Consider the following 17,473-nt stretch of genomic DNA (forward strand, 5'->3'; position numbering starts at 1 on the left):
GACATCGCGCGCAGCGCGCGCCACCTCAGGCGCGGATACCTCGAGCTTCAAGAAGGCCGTCGATGACCGGCTATTTTTCGTCCCCATTTGCCCGCCGCAAGTCGGTCGGCGTCAGCGTCGGCGGCGTGATCGTTGGTGGCGAAGCACCCGTCGTCGTGCAGTCGATGACCAACACCGATACGGCCGACATCGACAAGACCGTCGCCCAGGTCGCAGCGCTTCATCGCGCCGGGTCCGAAATCGTGCGCATCACCGTCGACCGCGACGAAAGTGCCGCCGCCGTTCCGCATATCCGCGACCGTCTCGCCCGCCTTGGCATCAACGTGCCTTTGGTCGGCGATTTCCATTACATCGGCCACAAGCTGCTTGCCGACCATCCCGCTTGTGCTGAGGCGCTGGCCAAGTACCGCATCAATCCGGGCAATGTCGGGTTCAAGGAGAAGAAGGACAAGCAGTTTGCCGACATCGTCGAGATGGCGATCCGCCACGACAAGCCTGTGCGCATCGGCGTCAACTGGGGCTCGCTCGACCAGGATTTGCTGACCCGGCTGATGGACGAGAACCAGGCGAACGGCTCGCCGCTCACCGCCAGCCAGGTCATGCACGAGGCGATCGTGCAGTCGGCGCTGATCTCGGCGGATCTCGCCGAAGAAATCGGCCTGCCGCGTGAAAACATCATCCTTTCGGCCAAGGTCAGCGGCGTCCAGGACCTGATCGCCGTCTACACAATGCTCGCCGCTCGCTCCAACCACGCGCTGCATCTCGGCCTGACCGAAGCAGGCATGGGCTCGAAAGGCATCGTCGCCTCGTCGGCGGCGATGGGCATCCTGTTGCAGCAGGGCATCGGCGACACCATCCGCATCTCGCTGACGCCTGAGCCCAATGGCGACCGCACCAGGGAAGTCCAGGTGTCGCAGGAGCTGCTGCAGACGATGGGCTTCCGCCAGTTCGTGCCGATCGTTGCCGCATGCCCGGGTTGCGGCCGCACCACCTCGACCGTGTTCCAGGAGCTGGCCCAGAACATCCAGGACGATCTGCGCAAGAACATGCCGGTCTGGCGCGAGAAGTATCCCGGCGTCGAAATGCTGAAGGTTGCGGTGATGGGCTGCATCGTCAATGGTCCGGGCGAATCCAAGCATGCCGACATCGGCATCTCGTTGCCTGGCACCGGCGAGACGCCGACGGCGCCTGTGTTCATCGACGGCAAGAAGGCCGCGACGCTGCGCGGTCCAGCGATCGCCGCGGATTTCGAAAAGATGGTTGCCGATTATATCGAGCAGCGTTTCGGCCGCGGCCAGGCGGCAGCCGAATAGGGATGCGCAACCTGTCGAGGGCAGCTCTGGCTTTCCTCGTCTCGCTTGCCATGTGCCTGCCTGCATTGGCCGATCCGCCACGGTCGCCGAAGAAGACCCATGCCGGGCGCGTCTGCGAGCTCATCGACACCCATGCCCGACGCCACGGCCTGCCCAGCGAGTTCTTCGCAAGACTGATCTGGAAGGAGAGCCGTTTCGATCCGAATGCGGTGAGCCCGGCAGGTGCGGAAGGCATTGCCCAGTTCATGCCCGGTACCGCCGCGATGCGCGGCCTCGCCAATCCGTTCGACATGGAGCAGGCGATCCCGGCGTCGGCGCGCTATCTCAGCGAGCTCAAATCCGGCTTCGGCAATCTTGGCCTGGCCGCCGCTGCCTACAATGCCGGCGAGAACCGCGTCGCGCGCTGGCTGTCGTCAGGCGGCTTCCTGCCGCTCGAAACCGAGGACTATGTGCTCGACATCATGGGCGAGCCGGCCGACAATTTTGCCGACAAGGCCCATGTCGGCACGAACCGGCCGCTCGATCCGAACATGTCTTTTGCCGCCGCCTGCCAGAACCTGAAGGTGATCATGTCCCAGACAGTCGCCATGGCCAGCGTGCATGTGAAACCCTGGGGCATCCAGGTCGCCGGCAATTTCCGCCGCGCGGCGGCGATCAGGCAGTGGCAGCGGCTCGAGGGACGATTTCCGAAGCTGCTGTCGTCGCATGATCCTGTCGTAAGTCGGGTGCGTACGCCAATCGGCCGACGTGGCATCTATGCCGTGCGCATCGGCGCCGACGACCGCAGCGAAGCAGGCCAGATCTGCCAGAGCCTGCGCAGCATCGGCGGCTCCTGCATCGTGGTCAGGAACCGCTGACGGCCGGTCTGTTCAGGCGGCTGCCGAGCTCTTGAGCGGCTGGTCCGTGAGCAAGCGATGACAAGTGGCAGCGTCGCCTGCCTTGCGCAGGCTTGCCACCACTTCGACGTCGCGCAGCCGACGGGCGATCTTGGCCAGCACGTTGAGATGTTCCTGCGGCGAGGCCTCCGGCAACAGCAGCAGCACGACAAGGTCGACATCCCGGTCATCGATAGCCTCGAAGGCACAGGGTGCGGCCAGTCTTACAAACGCGCCATAGGGCGTCTGCAGCCCGCGCAACCTGGAATGCGGGATGGCAACGCCTTGGCCAAGCCCGGTCGAGCCGAGCTTTTCCCTGGCTGCAAGCGTCGAACTGATCTCGGCGGCCGGACAGCCGGTGCGGCGTGCGGCATGCGCCGAAAGCGCTTTGAGCAGTCGTGTCTTGCTCTCCGGCCGGAGGTCGAGGACCACATCCTCGACCGAAATCACGTCCGAGATTTCCATTGTCAGCTTGAAAGCATGGTGGCCATCGCCAGGCCGCCCAGCAGCACGCCGGTGACGAAGAACAGGCGGGTGAACATGAAGGGCTCTGTCTGGCCCTTGACCAGCTTACCGTCATTGGCGGCATCACGGCGCGTGGGCTCTGTGGTCCGTGCACTGACGAACCGGTCGGGCATCTGGGTACGAAGCATTTTCTTACTTCCTTGTTGTTCACGCCGGAGCGGCGAGGTCGCCGTTGTCCGGTCGCGTCAGGAAGGTAAAATCAGCCGCATCAGGATTCGAGACGGGCGGAACTGCCAAGAAATAAAGAAGTCATAGGCAGTTTGCGTCGTCACGCAGACTGGACGAGCTCGGCGCTCTCGCTCAGCCAGATGCCGATCTTGGCGCCGAGCTTGTCGGGCGACACCGGCTTGGGCAGGTAATCGTCCATGCCGGCGTCAATGCATTTCTCGCGGTCGCCCTTCAACGCATGCGCTGTCACACCGATGATCGGCGTGCGGCTGCCATTGGCCGCTTCCTCCAAGCGGATGGCGCGTGTCGCCTCGTAGCCGTTCATCTCCGGCATCGAAACATCCATCAGGATCAGCTTGGGCTTGAAGGTGCGGTACATCTCCACCGCCGTGCGGCCATTGCCGGCGATGCGGTGGCTGAGCCCGAGGCCGGATAGAATCTGGCCGAAGACGAGCTGGTTGACCTCATTGTCCTCGGCCACCAGGACGTCGAGCCCGCTGGATTGCAACACTGCCGGCTCGTGATGGGCGACCGGTGCGACGGAAGGGCCGCGGATGACCGTGAATGCAGGTGTGTGTCGGACCGGCTCGCGCACGAATTCGGTGCGGCCGGCCTGCGATCGGGCCTTCTGCACCGCAGCGATCACCGTGCCGAGCAGCACTGCCGAGCGGGCGGGCTTGGTCAGATGCGCGGCGATGCCGAAATCGAGCACCATGCGGGAGAAATCGATTTGGTCGACCGAAGTTAACAGCACCACCGGGATCGACGAGATGCGGCTGTCGGCGGCGATTGCCTTGGCGACATCGGCGCCGTTCATGCCGGGCATCTGGTAGTCGAGGATGACGCAGTCGACGCTGGCGCCGAGCTGGGCGGCGCGGTCCAGGAAGGCGAGGCCGATGGCGCCGCTTTCCGCGGCTGCACAGTCGAAACCCCAGCTCTTCAGCTGCTCCAGCAGGATTTCGCGGTTGACCGGATTGTCGTCGATGACCAGCACGCGCGCGCCGGTGACGTCGACCGGCACGACGCTGCTTTCCTGTTGCGCGTCATGGACCGGCAGCATCGCTGTGAACCAGAACACCGAACCCTTGCCGAGCTCGCTTTCGACGCCGATACGGCCGCCCATCAGGTCGACAAGGCGGGCCGCGATGGCAAGGCCGAGGCCGGTGCCTTCATGGCGACGCGTCGAGCTGCCGTCGACCTGGGCGAATTTCTCGAACACGCTCTGCAGCTTGTCCGCGGGGATGCCGATGCCGGTGTCCTCGACACGGATGCTGAGTGCCACGGTCTCATCGACGACCTCGCCGGTCACGTCGACAAGCACATGGCCGCGCTCGGTGAACTTCACCGCATTGCCGAGCATGTTGGTGATGATCTGGCGGAAGCGCCCGACGTCGCCGGTGACGTGGCTCGGCAGGCGGGGATCGACGCGGACGATGAGCTCGAGGTTCTTTTCGGCAACCCGGGCCGAGATCAGCGTCGCGACATCCTCGACCGCCTCGCCGAGATGGAACGGGGCCGGGTCGAGCGTCAACTGGCCGGCGTTGATCTTGGAGAAGTCGAGTACGTCGTTGATGATCGTCAGCAGCGCGTTGCCCGATTTCACGATGACTTCAGTGAAGGTCTTCTGGCGTGGGGTCAGGTCGGTGCGTGCCAAGAGCTCGGCCATGCCGAGGACACCGTTCATCGGCGTCCGGATCTCATGGCTCATATTGGCAAGGAATTCCGACTTTGCCCGGTCGGCCGCTTCGGCCTTCGACAGCGATTCGGCACTTTCGGAGAATGCCTTGCGGATGGCGTGTTCCATCGGGCGGAAGACCCATGCAGCGACGCCGCCGATGACCAGGATCAGCAGTGCGGCGGCCGTGGTCAGCAGCCGGTCGCTGCGCGCTTCGGCATAACGGCGTTCGTTTTCCATGGCGGCCGTGGCGCGCAGCAGCATCGGCTGGGCGAAAAGATCGTTCTGGTTGCGGATCTCGCGATAGCTCCATTCGTCGGAGGTCTTGGCACTCGCCAGCGCTCCGAGGTTGTGGGTGATGTCGCGTGCCGACCAGAACAGATCGCCATTGACGGATGCGCTGTCGAGTTCGCGCACGGATTTGTCGGACAGGCTGGGGCGGACGGTGTCGATCGAGCTGGCCAGGTGGCTGATGCGGGCGTCGAGCCTGAGAGCATGGTTGCGGGCGGCAGCCGCCAGCGCTTCCTGCGTTTCCGGCCGCCAGGTACCGTTCGTTGTCTCGGCGAAGCTGCTGGCATTGCGCAGTTCGCGTGAGAACAGTTGAAGCTCGGCGGCAATGGCATCGACGTCGCGGCGATAAGTATTGCCCTGGCTGAAGGCCAGCATGACGGCGATAGACGTCAGGGCGAAGATCAGGAGACCCGAAAGATATCGGATCCGTATGGAACGGATGAAGGACGAGTGCTCCGGCATGCGCAACCCCAAACACATACGCACAATTTTACAGAGCCGGAATAGACACCATTAACATTAAGAGTTTCTGACCCGCACAACTTGTCCGCGAAATGTTGCTTGCCGGCTGACAGTAAAGATCAGCTGTTGCGCTCTGCGACGAAACTTGCGGCAGCTTTGAGCATGAGTGCGCGTTCGCCGAAGGGCTCCAGCAAGTCGTGCGCCTGGTTGACCAGGCCAACAAGCTGGGAGCGGGCCCAGTTGGGGCCGTGGAGTGAAACCAGCGTCGCCTTGCCGGCGGCTGCGTCCTTGCCGGTTGCCTTGCCCATCGTCTCGGCGTCGGCGGTGAGGTCGAGCAGGTCGTCGGCAAGCTGGAAGGCGAGCCCGATCGCCGAACCGAACTCGGCCAGTCTTTCACGCTCGTCGGCAGATGCGCCGCCAACGATGGCGCCGGCCTCGCAGGCGAAGCGGATCAGGGCGCCGGTCTTCATCGCTTGCAGTTTTATGATGCCTGTTTCGTCGGGTTTGTTGTGTTCGGCGTCGAGATCGAGCGCCTGGCCGCCGACCATGCCGCCGGGGCCGGCAGCGCGCGCCAGCGCCAAGACGAGGGCTGCGCGGCGGTCGGCCGGCAACGGCGTCGCCTCTTCGGCAATAATGTCGAAGGCAAAGGTCAACAGGCCGTCGCCGGCGAGGATCGCCGTCGCCTCGTCGAAAGCCTTGTGCACCGTCGGTTGGCCGCGGCGCAGGTCGTCGTCGTCCATCGCCGGCAGGTCGTCATGGATCAGCGAATAGCAATGCACACATTCGAGCGCAGTTGCGACACGCAGAGCTGCCTCGCCATCAGCATCGAACAAGGCAGCACTCTCCAGCACCAGGAATGGGCGCAGCCGCTTGCCGCCGTTGAGCACGCCATGGCGCATCGCCGCCATCAGATGCTCGGGCCGTGCGATCTCGCCGGACAGGGGGCTCTCGCCGAGCAACTGCCGCAACCGCGTTTCGACTGTTTCCGCGCGCATGCGCAGGAAGGTTTCGAACATGATATCGCTGTCGATCGTCATGGCGGCGAGCGGTAGCCGACAGTCAGACGTTGCGCAAGAAGCCAAGCGCCTTTATGCCAAAAGGCTGACAAGACAGGGCGGACGGGTTGTCGGAACCGATCATAGAGCCGGAAACCGAAAGGCTGGAAATGGCAGCAGCGCGACGCGGGATGTTCTCGCGCGGAAGCCTGCGCCGCTGGGTGCGGCTCGGTGCGCTGCTCGCCGCGCTGATGATCGCGCTGCCGGTGGTGTTGACCATCCTCTATCTGCCTCCGGTCGTGCGCCCGATCTCGACGCTGATGATCAAGGATGTCGTCACGCTGCAGGGCTATGACCGCCAGTGGGTGCCGCTCGACGACATCGCGCCCGTCATGGCGCATTCCGTCATCATGTCCGAGGACGGGCAATTCTGCGCCCACAGGGGCGTCGACCTGGGTGAGTTGCGTGGTGTCATCAGCGATGCGCTCGACGGGGAATCGACTCGTGGTGCTTCGACCATCCCGATGCAGACGGTGAAGAATCTTTATCTCTGGAATGGCCGCTCGTTCCTGCGGAAGGCGCTGGAACTGCCGCTGGCGATCTATTTCGATGCGCTGATGCCCAAGCGGCGGATCATGGAAATCTATCTCAACATCGCCGAGTGGGGCCCCAACATCTACGGCGTCGAGGCGGCGTCGCAGCATTATTTCGGCAAGCCGGCCAGCCAGCTGTCGCGGCGCCAGGCAGCGCTTCTGGCGGTAACCTTGCCCAATCCGGCGGCACGCAATCCAGCCAAGCCTGGACCCGGGCTGAGGCGGCTCGCATCGCTCATCGAGCGCCGCGCCACCAAGGCAGGCGCCTATGTGCAGTGCCTGAACTAGATAGACGGCTGTCGGCTGAAAAAAGAGTCGCTTCGGGCTGGTCAAGCCTGCTTTCGCCGTGTATAGGCTCGCCAACTTTCTCAGTTTCCGGCCCATGCGCGGCCCTTTCACGAGGGCGGACAGGGTCATTTGACCGATTGGTGGAGTATATCCATGGCTGTTCCAAAACGAAAAACCTCCCCGTCCAAGCGCGGCATGCGCCGCTCGGCCGACGCGCTGAAGGCCCCGACCTATGTCGAGGACAAGAATTCCGGCGAAATGCGCCGCCCGCACCACATCGACCTGAAGACAGGCATGTATCGCGGTCGCCAGGTTCTGACGCCGAAGGAAAGCTAAGCAGCTTTTCCCGAGGGAAAGCCAAACGGCTTTACCCGAGCGAGCAAATTGGGAAAGGACCGGCCTTGCCGGTCCTTTCTTTTTGCATGTCCGGATGATGGTGCTGAATTTCCTTGACGCCCGGCCGTCCGGGGATTCTAGAAGGTGCCAGCGCAAAGCGGAGACCGGTCCATGCTCGCGGGCATTCCCCTTCTGATCATACCCTTCGTCCTCTACAATATCGGCGTGGCCGGCTTGTTCGGCAGCGGCCCCGACGGCAATCCGTGGGCAACCGAGATCCTCACGTTGGGGATGATGTCGGGCGGCAGTTTTGCGCTTACCCTCGGCGACCTGCTGATCGTGGTGGCGCTGCTGCTTTTCTTCGTCGAGATCGTGAAGGCGACCCGCACGGGCAGCGCCTCTGTCGTCGATCACTTGCTTTCGACCTTCGTCTTCGTCGCGTTCCTGGTCGAATTCCTGCTGGTGCGCGGCGCCACCAGCTCGGTCTTCTTCATATTGATGGTGATTTCGCTGCTCGACGTGCTGGCTGGCTTCTCGGTATCGATCCGTTCGGCCAACCGGGACGTCACGTTCGGGCGCGAGTAGAAGCGCGCTCCTCGAGGAGCGCGCTTGATAGGTCAGACCTTGGCGACGAAGCCGGCCGATTCGATGCCGGCCATGGCCGCCAGTTCGTCATTGTCCGACGTGTCGCCCGAAATGCCGACCGCGCCGAGCACGTCGCCATTCTTGTTGCGGATCAACACGCCGCCCGGCACCGGTACGATCTTTCCGCCCGACACCGCCGAAAGCCCCTGGAAGAAATGCGGACGCTCGACGGCGGCAACGCCGAGTGCGCGCGAGCTCGAGCCGACGGCAAGCGCGCCATAGGCCTTGCCCGACGCCACTTCGGCGCGGATGAAGGGCGAGCCGTCCTGGCGCTGGAAGGCCAGGAGGTGGCCGCCGGCGTCGAGCACGGCGACGCCCAGGGGCTTGAACTTCTGCTCGGCGGCAAGGCCGAAAGCGGTGTCGATGATGGCGTTGGCCTTGGCCAGCGTCAGTTCGGTCATGTGCAGTCCTCCTGATAAAATCGATGGGCGTCTAGCAAACACCCTCCCGACGCCCGGCAAAACCCTGCGTCAGGTTGAAAATCTCTCGTCCTAAAGGGTAGGGGCGGGGGCGTGCTGCGTTGGCTTGCCGGTGGTTCAAGGAAGAGCTCAAGCTTCAAGTCTCTCCGGCCCTTCGCTGTCGCTCCGGGCGTTCGACGCTCGGAAAGCCAAGCAGTTGGCTTTCCGTCGGCCCTAAGTGCCGCGGTTCCCTGCCGGGGCCCCCGCTGCCTCCGGCAGCTTCCCGGCGTTCGCACCCTTTGAAACGTCCACCGGACGTTTCAATCCGCCAAGGCGGACCGGGTGCTCACCCCATCGAATCGATCTTGCGCTGCATGGCGGCGAGCTGGTCCTTGAGTTCCTTGAGCTCGTCCGGCTTCTCGGGCGTTTCTTTCTTCGCCGGCTCGGCGGGCGCTGCGGTGCCGGGCATCGGAAACGGGGTGAACATGCGCATCGCATTCTGGAACAGCTCCATGTTGCGGCGCGTCTGCTCTTCCAGCGCCTTCATCGGCGCGGTCCCCTTCATCATGTCCATCGGCGCCTTGCCGAAGGTCGCCTTCATCTGTTCGCGGAAGCGTTCCTGTTCCTTCGAGAAGGCGAGCATGGACTGTTCGAGGAAGCTCGGCACGACCATCTGCATCTGGTCGCCGTAATAGGAGATCAGCTGCCTGAGGAACGGGATCGGCAGCATGTTCTGGCCGTCCTTGTTCTCCAGTTCGAAGATGATCTGGGTCAAAACCGGGTGCGTGATATCCTCGCCGGTCTTGGCGTCCTGCACGGTAAATTCCTCGCCTTTCTTGACCATTTCGGCCAGGTCCTCGAGCGTGACGTAAGTACTCGTGCCGGTGTTGTAGAGGCGGCGGTTGGCGTATTTCTTGATTACGATTGGCGTGTCTTTGGCAACCATCAGCATCCTCCCCCGGAAGACCGGAATGCCGTGTAAGCAGCCGGTAACATTTCGCCGGCCACGAGGATAAGCGCAAAGCAATCGCAAATCCAAGTGGTTTGTGCACTGCGAGAAGGCAAGGCGAGGCAACGCCGGCAAAAAAATGCTGCGCAGCATTGCTGCAGTGCGGCCGCAGCATCGGCGATCCGTTGATTTTCCGGTTTGACTCGGGTCCTGGAACGGGCAAGAAAAGTCATGAGCGCCAATGTCCTCGAGGCGCAAGAACCATTCGTCAAACGAAGTCTGGAGAGAAACATGTCCGCCTCGTCCTCCATCGTCGTCGCCAGCGCCGCTCGAACGCCGGTCGGCTCGTTCAACGGTGCCTTCGCCAACACCCCGGCCCATGAACTCGGCGCAGTCGCGGTCCGCGAGGCGCTGGCACGCGCCGGTGTCGACCCCAGGGAAGTCGACGAAGTCATCCTCGGCCAGATCCTTGCCGCCGGCGCCGGCCAGAACCCGGCCCGCCAGGCGGCCATGGCGGCGGGTGTGCCGCAGGAGGCGACCGCCTGGGGCCTCAACCAGCTGTGCGGCTCGGGCCTGCGCACCATTGCCATCGGCATGCAGCAGATTGCTACCGGCGACGCCAAGATCATCGTCGCCGGCGGCCAGGAATCGATGTCGATGGCGCCGCACTGCCAGCACCTGCGTGGCGGCGTGAAGATGGGCGACTTCAAGATGATCGACACGATGATCAAGGACGGCCTGACCGACGCCTTCTACGGCTACCACATGGGCAACACCGCCGAGAACGTCGCGCGCCAGTGGCAGCTGACCCGCGACGAGCAGGATCAGTTCGCCGTCGCCTCGCAGAACAAGGCCGAAGCCGCGCAGGTTGCAGGCCGCTTCAAGGACGAGATCGTTCCGGTCACCATCAAGGGCAAGAAGGGCGACACCATCGTCGACCAGGACGAATACATCCGCCACGGTGCGACCCTCGATTCGCTTGCCAAGCTGCGGCCTGCCTTCGACAAGGAAGGCTCCGTCACCGCCGGCAATGCCTCCGGCATCAATGACGGCGCTGCCGCTGTCGTGCTGATGACCGAAGCCGAGGCTGTACGCCGCGGCCTCACCCCGCTGGTCCGCATCGTTTCCTGGGCGACCGCCGGCGTCGACCCGCAGATCATGGGCACCGGCCCGATCCCGGCGTCGCGCAAGGCGCTGGAAAAGGCCGGCTGGTCGGTCGGCGATCTCGACCTGGTCGAAGCCAACGAGGCTTTCGCCGCGCAGGCCTGCGCGGTCAACAAGGACATGGGCTGGGATCCGGCGATCGTCAACGTCAATGGCGGCGCCATTGCCATCGGCCATCCGGTGGGCGCGTCCGGCGCCCGCGTCTTCAACACGCTGGTCTACGAAATGCGCCGGCGCAGTGCGAAAAAGGGTCTGGCGACCCTGTGCATCGGCGGCGGCATGGGCGTCGCGATGTGTGTCGAGGCGATGTAAATCGAAAACAAAAGGGCGGCCGATGTGCCGCCCTTTTTGTCTCTAAAAGCCTCTCGCAAGGGAAAAGCCTGTCGCAAGGGCAGTCCATCAAGCAGCAGAAAAGGGGAAACGCATGAGCAAGGTTGCACTGGTTACCGGAGGATCGCGCGGCATCGGTGCTGCTATTTCGATCGCGCTGAAGGAGGCGGGCTACTCGGTTGCGGCCAACTACGCCGGCAATGACGAAGCTGCGCAGAAGTTCAAGGCCGAGACGGGCATTCCGGTCTACAAATGGTCGGTCGCCGACTACGACGCCTGCGAGGCCGGCATCAAGCAGGTCGAGGCTGACCTCGGCCCCGTCTCGGTGCTGGTCAACAACGCCGGCATCACGCGCGACTCGATGTTCCACAAGATGACGCGCGAGCAGTGGAAGGAAGTCATCGACACCAACCTGAACGGTGCCTTCAACATGACCCATCCGCTGTGGAGCGGCATGCGCGACCGCAAGTTCGGCCGCGTCATCACCATCTCCTCGATCAACGGCCAGAAGGGCCAGGCCGGCCAGGCCAATTATTCGGCCTCCAAGGCAGGCGACATCGGCTTCACCAAGGCCCTGGCCCAGGAAGGCGCCCGCGCCGGCATCACCGTCAATGTCATCTGTCCCGGCTACATTGCCACCGAGATGGTGATGGCGGTTCCGGAAAAGGTGCGGGAATCGATCATCGCCCAGATCCCGGTCAGCAGGCTCGGCGAGCCTGAAGAGATCGCGCGCTGCGTGGTGTTCCTGGCATCGGAACAATCGGGCTTCATCACGGGCGCGACCCTGTCCGCAAACGGCGGACAATATTTCGTCTGACCGCCAGGCTTGCTGCCCCGAAACAAGACGGCGCCGCAAGGCGCCGTTTTCGCGTCTGGCCCGTGAGGCTCAGTCCTTTTCGAACATCGCCTTGTGAACGACGCCGGCGATCGCCGCGCCGACGATCGGGGCTACCCAGAACAACCACAACTGCTGCAGGGCGATGCCGCCGACGAACAGCGCCGGTCCGGTCGAGCGGGCCGGGTTGACCGAGGTGTTGGTGACCGGAATCGAGATCAGGTGGATAAGCGTCAGCGCAAGGCCAATGGCGATCGGTGCGAAGCCGGCCGGCACGCGTCCATGGGTCGAGCCCAGGATGATCATCAGGAACATGAAGGTCAAAACGACCTCGATGATCAATGCCGAGGTCAGGCCATATTTGCCGGGTGAAGCGTCGCCATAGCCGTTGGTCGCGAAGCCGCCGATCCCGGCAAAGTCGGCCTTACCGCTGACGATGAGGTAGAGCACCGTCGAGGCGACGATGGCGCCGACAAGCTGGGCGATGATATAAGGCACCAGGTTCTTGGCTTCGAAGCGACCGGCCATCATCAGGCCGACAGAGACTGCGGGGTTGAAGTGGCCGCCCGAGATGCCGCCGACGGCATAGGCCATGGTCAGCACGGTCAGGCCGAATGCCAGGGCTACCCCGGCAAAGCCGATGCCGAGTTCGGGAAACGCAGCTGCAAGCACCGCACTGCCGCAACCACCAAAGACAAGCCAGAATGTGCCGAGGAACTCGGCGAATAGACGTTTGCTCATGATCTTCCCTCCAGATGTCGTGCGCCTGCGTGGTGCGCCGCATTTTCCGGAGGCCCCGCCTGGGCAATCCCCGCCGCGCAGACTCAACATGCGGATGGAGACATGCCTCGCTGTCGCATTCAACGGGTGTGGTTCCCTTAACGTAATGCAATCACAGATATTTTCGTCGAACCAGCGGTGTGCCGCTTTGGCACGCAAAGATTAACGCGCCCGGGAGCCTGTTGTGGACAAGCCTGTGACTCCACGGTGGATAATCGGTGGAGTCGTTGGGGAAGACACAACATCTAGCGGTGAACAAATCAGGAAACTTGTCCTATCAGTGATTCGTCGCCTGTTCGTTCCGCATTTGGTTCAAATGTTAACGAAATGCCGCTCGTCGACGATTCCAGCGTTAACCCGGAGATAGGAAACATCAACAAAATCATTATTTTGCGTCGGGTTTGCCAAAGCGTTCGGGCGCTTGGCCGGCAAAGGTTAACAGCAGTGGGCTAAAGCATGAAACGGGCCACTTTAGAGAATCTGCATGTGGTGCGACTTGCCAGCACGAAATCTATATGTTGGGGTGAACAAAACCTGAATCTGCCGGAGTCAGTGATTCGTCGCTGATTCGTTCCAGACTCGTTCCAACTCTTAAATCTGGAACATTCCGCTTTCGCTTCGTCTCGCAAATCCCTATGTGTCCAGTCGTCGTGAAAGCGGCGCAACGCCGGGTGGGCCCGGCGCCGAGGGCGGTTCCTTAGAATGAATGTTCACTCCAAGCAGAATGACCCCCTGATCCTGTCGGGTCGCGATGTGACAGCGGTCCTCGGGCCGACCAACACCGGCAAGACGCATCTCGCCATCGAGCGCATGGTCGCGCATGAAAGCGGCATCATCGGCCTGCCGCTCAGGCTGCTTGCCCGCGAGGTCTATGGCCGGCTCTGCGAGAAGGTTGGTGCCCATAAGGTCGCGCTGGTGACCGGCGAGGAGAAGATCCTGCCGGCCGGTGCCAAGTATTCCGTCTGCACCGTCGAGGCGATGCCGCGTCAGACCGATGCCGCCTTCGTCGCCATCGACGAGGTACAGCTCGCCGGCGATCTCGAGCGGGGCCATATCTTCACCGACCGCATCCTGCACCTGCGGGGCAGGCAGGAAACGCTGCTGCTGGGTGCTGCCACCATGCACGGCATCCTGCAGAAGCTTTTGAAGGGCGTGTCGGTGGTCACCCGGCCGCGCCTGTCGCATCTTGCCTATGCCGGCTCCAAGAAGCTGACGCGGCTGCCGCGCCGCTCGGCCATCGTCGCCTTTTCGGCGGATGAGGTCTATGGCATCGCCGAGCTCATCCGCCGTCAGCAGGGCGGCGCTGCCGTCGTGCTCGGCGCGCTCAGCCCACGCACCCGCAACGCCCAGGTCGAACTCTACCAGTCCGGCGACGTCGACTACCTGATTGCCACAGATGCCATCGGCATGGGCCTCAATCTCGATGTCGACCATGTTGCCTTTGCCCAGAACCGCAAGTTCGACGGCTACCAGTATCGCCAGCTGACCGCCGCCGAGCTTGGCCAGATCGCCGGCCGTGCCGGCCGTCATCTTCGCGACGGCACCTTTGGCGTTACCGGCCAGGTTGATCCGTTCGACGAGGAGCTGATCGAGAAGATCGAAGGGCACGATTTCGAGCCGGTGAAGGTGCTGCAGTGGCGCACCGCTTCGTTCGACTTCACAAGCCTCGACACGCTCAAGCGCTCGATCGACACGGTGGCGCCCGTCGAGGGCCTGACGCGGGCGCTACCTGCGGTCGACGCCCAGGCGCTCGAACACCTGTCGCGTGACGAAAACATCCGCTCGCTCGCCACCGGTCGCGAACGTGTCGCCCTTTTGTGGGAGACCTGCGCGCTGCCCGACTATCGCAGGATTGCGCCTGCCCAGCACGCCGACCTCATTGCGTCGATGTATGACGATCTCGCCCGCAACGGTCATGTCGACGAAAACTACATGGCCGAACAGGTGCGCCGCGCCGATTCCACCGAAGGCGACATCGACACGCTCTCCCACCGGATCGCACAGATCCGGACCTGGACTTTTGTCTCAAACCGCCCTGGCTGGCTTGCCGATCCGGCACACTGGCAAGAAAAAACGCGAAACATCGAAGACAGATTGTCGGATGCACTGCATGAGCGGTTGACGAAACGCTTTGTAGACCGCAGGACTTCCGTCCTCATGCGCCGCCTTAGAGAAAACACTATGCTTGAAGCCGAAATAAGCCCGTCCGGAACTGTCCTCGTCGAGGGCCACCATGTCGGCGAACTGCAAGGGTTCCGTTTCACCGCAGATCAGAGCGCTGGCGGAGAAGACGCCAAGGCCGTGCGCACGGCAGCACAGAAGGCGCTCGCCACAGAATTCGATGCCCGCGCGGAGCGTTTCTCGGCGTCGCCCAATGGCGATATCGCGCTTGGCTCCGACGGCGTTCTGCGCTGGATCGGCGCGCCGATCGGCACGCTGGTCGAGGGCGAGGACGCGCTCAAGCCGCGCGTCGTGCTGCTCGCCGACGAGCAACTGACGGGCCCGGCCCGTGACAAGGTCGCGGCGCGCGCCGACCGTTTCGTCAATTTCCAGATTGAGTCGCTGCTCAAGCCGTTGGTCGATCTCAAGGCCGGAGAACAGCTTTCCGGCATTGGCCGTGGCATCGCTTTCCAGTTGGTCGAGAATTTCGGCCTGATCAATCGCCGCGACATCGCCGACGAGGTGAAGTCGCTCGACCAGGAAGGTCGCGCAGCACTTCGCCGTCTCGGCGTCCGCTTCGGCGCCTACCACGTCTTTGTACCGGCGCTGATCAAGCCGGCACCGTCCGGCCTGGTGACGCTGCTCTGGGCGCTCAAGAATGATGGCAAGGACAAGCCGGGCTTCGGCGATGTCGTCCACGCGTTGGCCGCCGGCCGTACGTCTGTTGTCATCGACCAGGCTTTCGACAAGACCTTCTACAAGCTCGCCGGCTTCCGCAATCTTGGCCGCCGCGCCGTGCGTGTCGACATTCTCGAACGTCTCGCCGATCTGATCCGCCCGGCGCTTGCCTGGAAGCAGGGCGTCGGTGCGCGTCCTGACGGTGCCTATGACGGCAGCGCCTTCATCGTCACGCCGCAGATGATGTCGATCCTCGGCGCAACCGGCGACGACATGGAAGAAATCCTCAAGGGCCTCGGCTATCGCGCCGAGCCGAAGCCGGCTGCCGAGGTCAAGGACAAGCTCGAGACGATCGACGCTGCCACGCGCGAGGCCGTGGCCAAGGCGCAGGCCGACAAGGCCGCAGCGGCAGCTGCCGCTGCCGGCCAGGCCGCCGAGGTTTCCACGGAAGCATTTGCCCAAGCCGCGCAGGAAGCGGATGCCGAGCAGGCGCCGGAAGCTGTTGCCGAGGTTGCAGCTGAAGTCGTGGCCGAAATGGCGGCCGAGCCTGCCGTCGAACCCGAGGCAGTTGCTGCACCCGCCGCAGAAGTGGAAGCCGTCGCAGAACCTGTAGCCGAAGCGCTGTCGGAAGCGGCGGCCGTCGAGACTGCTGCAGCCGAAGCCCAGCCGGCAACTGCCGCTGCGGAGCCTGCCGAAGAACCCAAGCCGATCCTTTTGTGGCGTCAGGGCCGCTTCGAGCAGCGCCCGCGTCATCGCCAGGACAATCGCCCACGCGGCGGCCAGCGCGAGCAGCGTGCCGCCGGCGCACCCGCAGCCCGTCAGGGTCAGGGCGAGGGCAACCGCAGTGGCGGGCGCGAGGGTGGCGAAGGCCGTGATGGCGGCCGTCCGCGTTTCGACCGCAAGCCCGGCGGCAAGCCGCAGGGCGAGGGTGGGCGTCCCGAACACCGCAATCGCAATGAGCGTCCGCAGGCCGACAGGCACGGCGGCGACCGCAACGGCCCCAAGGGCAAGCCCGCCTTCCAGCCCAAGCCACGCGAGGAGCGTCCGGTGCGCATCGATCCGGATTCGCCCTTCGCCAAGCTCGCCGCGCTGCGCGACCAGCTCAAGAAGTAAGCGCCTTGGCCGGCGAGGGAAGACAGCGCATCGACAAGTGGCTGTTCTTCTCGCGCGCGGTCAAGTCGCGCTCGCTTGGCGCCAAGCTCGCGCAATCTGGCGGCGTCAGGTGCAACGGCCAGAAGCTCAGCCAGGCCTCCGACATCGTCAAGGCAGGCGACGTGCTGACGATTACGCTCGATCGTCGTATCCTGGTCTACAAGATTCTGCTGGCTGGCGAGCGTCGCGGGCCGGCCGAAGAAGCACGCAAGCTCTACGACGACATCTCTCCCGCACCCACGCCGAGGGATGAGGCGCCGCCCGACGCCAGGCCGCCGCTGCGCGAGGTTGGCAGTGGCCGTCCGACCAAGAAAGAACGGCGGGCCACCGACAGGCTGCGCGACCAGTGACGCAAAGGCTCTGGAGCGGCGGCAACGAAGTTGAGAATTACGTTCCGCAAACGTGCTTCTGCGCGGAATGGCCGCCCTTGCAACGACCCCGCAAAGGGGATACCTCACCCGAAAGATACAAACTACGGGAAGTCCCGGAGCCTGCTTCATGACCTACGTCGTCACCGACAACTGCATCAAATGCAAATACATGGATTGCATCGAGGTTTGTCCGGTCGACTGCTTCTATGAAGGCGAGAACATGCTCGTCATTCATCCCGACGAGTGCATCGACTGCGGCGTCTGCGAACCGGAATGTCCGGCCGACGCGATCAAGCCTGACACTGAGTCGGGGCTCGACAAATGGCTGCAGATCAACACCGAATATGCCGAAAAATGGCCGAATATCACGGCAAAGAAGGAGCCGCCGGCAGACGCCAAGGAATTTGACGGCGTCGAAGGCAAGTTCGAGAAGTTCTTTTCGGCCGAGCCTGGCGAAGGCAACTGAGGGTAGCGCGCCCTAAATGGCGCT

The 17,473-nt window shown here is 63.5% G+C and carries 17 protein-coding genes; 10 read left to right on the forward strand and 7 right to left on the reverse strand.

The window, feature by feature from the left end:
- Positions 1–62 precede the first annotated feature (62 nt).
- Entirely contained in the window at positions 63–1,313 is a 1,251-nt protein-coding gene (ispG, locus tag N7E70_RS06080; RefSeq protein WP_182574273.1) for a flavodoxin-dependent (E)-4-hydroxy-3-methylbut-2-enyl-diphosphate synthase, read from the forward strand.
- A gap of 2 nt (positions 1,314–1,315) precedes the next feature.
- Complete coding sequence (locus tag N7E70_RS06085; RefSeq protein ID WP_442866496.1) at positions 1,316–2,170, forward strand: transglycosylase SLT domain-containing protein; 855 nt, start codon at positions 1,316–1,318, stop codon at positions 2,168–2,170.
- Between the two features lie 12 nt (positions 2,171–2,182).
- Here N7E70_RS06085 and N7E70_RS06090 read toward each other — a convergent pair whose 3' ends face one another.
- From N7E70_RS06090 to N7E70_RS06105, 4 genes are all read right to left on the reverse strand, one after another.
- On the reverse strand, positions 2,183–2,653 hold the full coding sequence (locus N7E70_RS06090; protein ID WP_263005799.1) for a PTS sugar transporter subunit IIA: 471 nt from the start codon (positions 2,651–2,653) through the stop codon (positions 2,183–2,185).
- A gap of 2 nt (positions 2,654–2,655) precedes the next feature.
- On the reverse strand, positions 2,656–2,841 hold the full coding sequence (locus N7E70_RS06095) for a hypothetical protein (RefSeq protein ID WP_263005800.1): 186 nt from the start codon (positions 2,839–2,841) through the stop codon (positions 2,656–2,658).
- Between the two features lie 140 nt (positions 2,842–2,981).
- Positions 2,982–5,309, reverse strand: a complete 2,328-nt coding sequence (locus N7E70_RS06100; protein WP_269441447.1) for a response regulator — start codon at positions 5,307–5,309, stop codon at positions 2,982–2,984.
- A gap of 119 nt (positions 5,310–5,428) precedes the next feature.
- Positions 5,429–6,346 (reverse strand): polyprenyl synthetase family protein, encoded by a 918-nt coding sequence (locus N7E70_RS06105; protein ID WP_442866497.1) that lies wholly within the window; start codon positions 6,344–6,346, stop codon positions 5,429–5,431.
- A gap of 128 nt (positions 6,347–6,474) precedes the next feature.
- Here N7E70_RS06105 and mtgA point away from each other — a divergent pair, with 128 nt between their 5' ends.
- The 3 genes from mtgA (at position 6,475) to N7E70_RS06120 (ending at position 8,106) form a co-directional block, all read left to right on the forward strand.
- The gene (mtgA, locus tag N7E70_RS06110; protein ID WP_263005961.1) at positions 6,475–7,185 is read left to right on the forward strand and encodes a monofunctional biosynthetic peptidoglycan transglycosylase; all 711 of its coding nucleotides are present in this window, start codon (positions 6,475–6,477) and stop codon (positions 7,183–7,185) included.
- Between the two features lie 153 nt (positions 7,186–7,338).
- Entirely contained in the window at positions 7,339–7,521 is a 183-nt protein-coding gene (gene rpmF / locus N7E70_RS06115; protein ID WP_008834724.1) for a 50S ribosomal protein L32, read from the forward strand.
- A gap of 171 nt (positions 7,522–7,692) precedes the next feature.
- Positions 7,693–8,106, forward strand: coding sequence for a hypothetical protein (locus N7E70_RS06120; protein ID WP_067956693.1), 414 nt, complete (start codon positions 7,693–7,695; stop codon positions 8,104–8,106).
- Positions 8,107–8,138: 32 nt separating this feature from the next.
- Here N7E70_RS06120 and N7E70_RS06125 read toward each other — a convergent pair whose 3' ends face one another.
- Together N7E70_RS06125 and phaR are read right to left on the reverse strand one after the other, a co-directional pair.
- Positions 8,139–8,567: a GlcG/HbpS family heme-binding protein gene (locus N7E70_RS06125; RefSeq protein WP_067956696.1), complete on the reverse strand. Its 429-nt coding sequence runs from the start codon at positions 8,565–8,567 to the stop codon at positions 8,139–8,141.
- 343 nt (positions 8,568–8,910) lie between these two features.
- Complete coding sequence (phaR, locus tag N7E70_RS06130; RefSeq protein WP_067966042.1) at positions 8,911–9,510, reverse strand: polyhydroxyalkanoate synthesis repressor PhaR; 600 nt, start codon at positions 9,508–9,510, stop codon at positions 8,911–8,913.
- A gap of 294 nt (positions 9,511–9,804) precedes the next feature.
- On the opposite strand from phaR, the gene N7E70_RS06135 reads away from it, so the two are divergent.
- Both N7E70_RS06135 and N7E70_RS06140 read left to right on the forward strand, forming a co-directional pair.
- Positions 9,805–10,989, forward strand: coding sequence for an acetyl-CoA C-acetyltransferase (locus N7E70_RS06135; RefSeq protein WP_067956699.1), 1,185 nt, complete (start codon positions 9,805–9,807; stop codon positions 10,987–10,989).
- Between the two features lie 112 nt (positions 10,990–11,101).
- Positions 11,102–11,824: a beta-ketoacyl-ACP reductase gene (locus tag N7E70_RS06140; protein WP_067956702.1), complete on the forward strand. Its 723-nt coding sequence runs from the start codon at positions 11,102–11,104 to the stop codon at positions 11,822–11,824.
- Positions 11,825–11,893: 69 nt separating this feature from the next.
- Here the strand turns inward: N7E70_RS06140 and aqpZ are convergent, their stop codons facing one another.
- The gene (gene aqpZ / locus N7E70_RS06145) at positions 11,894–12,583 is read right to left on the reverse strand and encodes an aquaporin Z (RefSeq protein WP_263005804.1); all 690 of its coding nucleotides are present in this window, start codon (positions 12,581–12,583) and stop codon (positions 11,894–11,896) included.
- A gap of 741 nt (positions 12,584–13,324) precedes the next feature.
- Here aqpZ and N7E70_RS06150 point away from each other — a divergent pair.
- The 3 genes from N7E70_RS06150 to fdxA all read left to right on the forward strand — a co-directional run bounded on the left by N7E70_RS06150 (position 13,325) and on the right by fdxA (position 17,449).
- Positions 13,325–16,573, forward strand: a complete 3,249-nt coding sequence (locus tag N7E70_RS06150) for a helicase-related protein (protein WP_263005805.1) — start codon at positions 13,325–13,327, stop codon at positions 16,571–16,573.
- Between the two features lie 5 nt (positions 16,574–16,578).
- Positions 16,579–16,962 carry an RNA-binding S4 domain-containing protein gene (locus tag N7E70_RS06155; protein ID WP_067956710.1) on the forward strand — a complete coding sequence of 128 codons (384 nt, stop codon included), beginning with the start codon at positions 16,579–16,581 and terminating at the stop codon, positions 16,960–16,962.
- A 148-nt stretch (positions 16,963–17,110) separates the two neighbouring features.
- Entirely contained in the window at positions 17,111–17,449 is a 339-nt protein-coding gene (fdxA, locus tag N7E70_RS06160; RefSeq protein ID WP_067956714.1) for a ferredoxin FdxA, read from the forward strand.
- Positions 17,450–17,473 lie beyond the last annotated feature (24 nt).

The sequence above is a fragment of the Aminobacter sp. NyZ550 genome (assembly GCF_025628925.2).
GTDB lineage: Bacteria > Pseudomonadota > Alphaproteobacteria > Rhizobiales > Rhizobiaceae > Aminobacter > Aminobacter ciceronei.